Source organism: Corynebacterium sp. HMSC076D02 (assembly GCF_001813815.1).
GTDB classification, from domain to species: Bacteria; Actinomycetota; Actinomycetes; order Mycobacteriales; family Mycobacteriaceae; genus Corynebacterium; species Corynebacterium simulans.
Window position 1 is genome coordinate 29,810 of the sequence record NZ_KV814071.1, and the last position, 2,950, is coordinate 32,759.

General features: G+C 63.4%; 3 protein-coding genes and 1 pseudogene. 2 read left to right on the top strand and 2 right to left on the bottom strand.

Annotation, left to right across the window (positions count from 1 at the left end; translation table 11 throughout):
* Together HMPREF2935_RS09960 and HMPREF2935_RS09965 are read right to left on the bottom strand one after the other, a co-directional pair.
* A partial coding sequence (locus HMPREF2935_RS09960) for an ABC transporter ATP-binding protein (protein ID WP_070733037.1) occupies positions 1–603 on the bottom strand: 603 nt, incomplete at its 3' end.
* Positions 603–1,598 carry an ABC transporter permease gene (locus HMPREF2935_RS09965; protein WP_049146725.1) on the bottom strand — a complete coding sequence of 332 codons (996 nt, stop codon included), beginning with the start codon at positions 1,596–1,598 and terminating at the stop codon, positions 603–605. The genes HMPREF2935_RS09965 and HMPREF2935_RS09960, both read right to left, overlap by 1 nt.
* A 121-nt stretch (positions 1,599–1,719) precedes the next feature.
* Between HMPREF2935_RS09965 and HMPREF2935_RS09970 the strand changes: the two genes are divergently transcribed.
* Together HMPREF2935_RS09970 and HMPREF2935_RS13635 are read left to right on the top strand one after the other, a co-directional pair.
* Positions 1,720–2,874 (top strand): sensor histidine kinase, encoded by a 1,155-nt coding sequence (locus HMPREF2935_RS09970; protein ID WP_246817825.1) that lies wholly within the window; start codon positions 1,720–1,722, stop codon positions 2,872–2,874.
* Positions 2,867–2,950 (top strand): annotated as a pseudogene (locus tag HMPREF2935_RS13635) (DNA-binding response regulator); the annotation flags it as partial. The gene HMPREF2935_RS09970 and the pseudogene HMPREF2935_RS13635, both read left to right, overlap by 8 nt.

A 2,950-nucleotide genomic window follows, 5' to 3' on the forward strand; every position in this document is an offset into this window, starting at 1 on the left:
CGCCAACTTTCCGTCCTTGACGGTGACCACAGTGTCCGCAAAATCCAGCAGGCTGCGGTCATGGGTTACAAACATCGTTGCGGTCTGTTGTTCATCGGTGATGTCACGCAGCAGCTTGGCGACGTCGCGCGAGAGCGCAGAATCCAGCGCCGCCGTCGGCTCATCCGCGAGCAGCACCTCGGGATCATCCATCAAGGCACGCGCGATATTGATGCGCTGGCGCTGACCGCCAGAAAGCTGGGTGATGCGGCGAGCCTCCATCCCGGGCAGGCCTACATACTCAAGCAACTCCCGCGCCTTTTCACGGCGAGGTTTTCGGCCTGCCATATGGTCCACAATGAGAAGTTGATCCAGGGCATTGAGCGAGCTGACCAAGTTGGATTGTTGGAAGATGATGCCGCGCTCACCGCTTACCCGCACGCGACCACTATCGGGCTCGATTAGCCCAGCAGCCACGGAGAGCAAGGTGGACTTGCCGGAGCCGGATTCGCCGACGACGGCCATGAGCTGGCCCGGCTTGATGGCCAGGCTGACGTCATCCAGCGCCACCACGCGCTCGCGGCCATCGGGGAAGGTGACCGTCACGTTTTCAATCTCTAGCATTAGCCTTGTCCTCCCAACGCATCCAAAGGGTTGATTTTGCTGATTCGGCGAGTGGCCAGGACCGCGCCCAGCATGCCGAGTACCCACATGCCGGCGGCCGGGGCAGCAATCGTGCGCGCCGAAAGCACAAAAGGCACCGTCGATTGCGCGAGCGCGCCCAGGCCCCAGCCCACTGCGGCACCCACACCAACTCCGAGGGCGAGGATGAGTGCGGATTGTGCCAGGGCGTCGCCAAGCAGGTAGCGCGTCCGCGCCCCCAGCGCACGCAGAATCGAAAGATCGCGGGTGCGCTGCATGGTCCAGATGCTCAAGAAAGCCACCATCACGAGCGCCGAAATTGCATACAGGAAGCCCTGCATGGTCAAAAGTGAGCCGCGCTCCGAGTTGTAGGCGGGCAGGCCGCTTAAGGCCTCGCGCATGCTGACGGACGTGGGAAGCCCGGTGGCAACGCTGTTCGCGTGCAGCAGGGCGGTACCCACGACGTCGGAAGGCGCGTGGCTCAACTGCGCCCAGGTCTGCGTGGAAACCCACAGCACCGGCGAGTGGGAATAGTACAGATCCGGCACGGTGCCGCGGACGGCATAGGCCTCATCCCCAATCGCCACGGAATTTCCCTGCGTAATCGCTTGCGAGGCCACCACTCCCGTGGCCGGCACCTGCTGCTTGGTACCCGGAATAGGCTCGCCCGCCGGCAAGCCCAGCACGGCCACGCCGCCGAAGCCCTCCACCTTGGTCTGCGCGGTACCCAAAGGCGCGCTGCCAGGCACCACGTCGTCCGCGTAAATCTCCGACTCCGTAAAAGTTGGCTTCTGCGTGCTAAAGCTCGCCTGCTCATACTCATGCCCCAAGGCCTCCAAAGCCGAAGTGTTTTGTTTGCCAAGGCCCTCCGTGAGCCCAGAGAGCATGACCAAAAGCAAGGTAATGAGCGCGACCACCGCCCCAATCAACGCAAAGCGCCCGCGGGCTGCGCGCAATTCTCTAAGTGCAAGAAACATAGCTTCAAGCATCGCTACGGCGCGCGGATTAGTAATCGGGCCGCTAGTTGAACTTCGAGTCAACCAACTGGTTGATTCCCCGTGTCCCGCCTGCGGGTTAGGGTAAAAGGCTGTGAATGACGTGAAACAGCGCTCCCCGCAGACCTTCCATAAGCGCCTTAGCCCCTGGCGCGCCGGGCTACACGTGATGTTCGCGTTTTTGTTGCTATTCGGCCTGCTGCGCGCCGGGCTCGACGGGCGCCTCGATGCCCGCGCCCTTGGTCTGGCAGTCGCATTGGCCGTGGTCTACGCACTGCGGCGCGTACTCCCCCGCGCCCTGTGGCTGGTGGGCCTGTGCGTGCTGTGGTGCGGGCTCATGGTGCATGCCCAGGACTTCATGTGGCTGGAATTCCCGCTGGTCTTTGCTTTTCTAAGCTCGCTTCCCCGCTGGCCGGGCATCGCCTGCAGCGGATTGTTATGGGCACTGGCGGCCTTCCTGCCCGCCTGGCAGCATCCGGCGGAATGGACCATCGCGGCGGCCATCGGCCCCTTCATCGGCACGGCCTTTGCCATCGGCTCCTTCCATGCCGGGCGCATGGTGCAGTCTGAGGCGGCGCACCATGCTGAGGTTGCCCGGCAGCTGCGCGCCACCCAGGCCGAACTTGCCGCGAGCGAGCACCAAGCAGGCCGCCTGGAAGAGCGCGAACGGCTCTCCCGGGAAATCCACGACACCGTGGCCCAAGGCCTTTCCTCCATCGTTCTGCTCTCGCGCGCGGCTCAAAAAGATCCTTCCCCAGAGACACTGGCGCTGATTGAAAAGGTGGCCAGCGAGAACTTAAGCGAGGCCCGCCGCTTCGTCAGCGAGCTAGCATCTCCCGCCGCCTCCTTGGAAGAGGCCCTCCAGCAGGTAGTGGATTCGGCTGCCGCGCAAGCCGCGGCGCTGGTTAAAGATACCGTCATCGACCTGGTTGTTTCGGGAGAAAGCACGGTGCCCGAAGCTCACCGCCAGGACCTGCTGCGTGCGGCGCAAGAGGGGCTCAACAACATGCTCAAGCATTCTGGCGCCCGGCGCGCGGTGGTCACTTTAGGCTGTTTTGAAGGCGAGACCACGCTCGACATCGTCGACGACGGAGAAGGCATGGACCCTGCTTCGCCTTCGCAGGGTGTCTTCGGGCTGCGGGGCCTGCGCCAGCGCGTGGAAAGCCACGGCGGTACGCTCACGGTGGAATCTTCCCCGGGCCAGGGAACCGCCCTTGCTATCCGTATGCCGCAAAAAGTGGAGGACCAGGATGCTTAACGTCATGCTCATCGATGATCATCCCGTGGTGCGCGCCGGCCTGCGGGCCATTTTGAACGCTTTCCCCGACATCGAT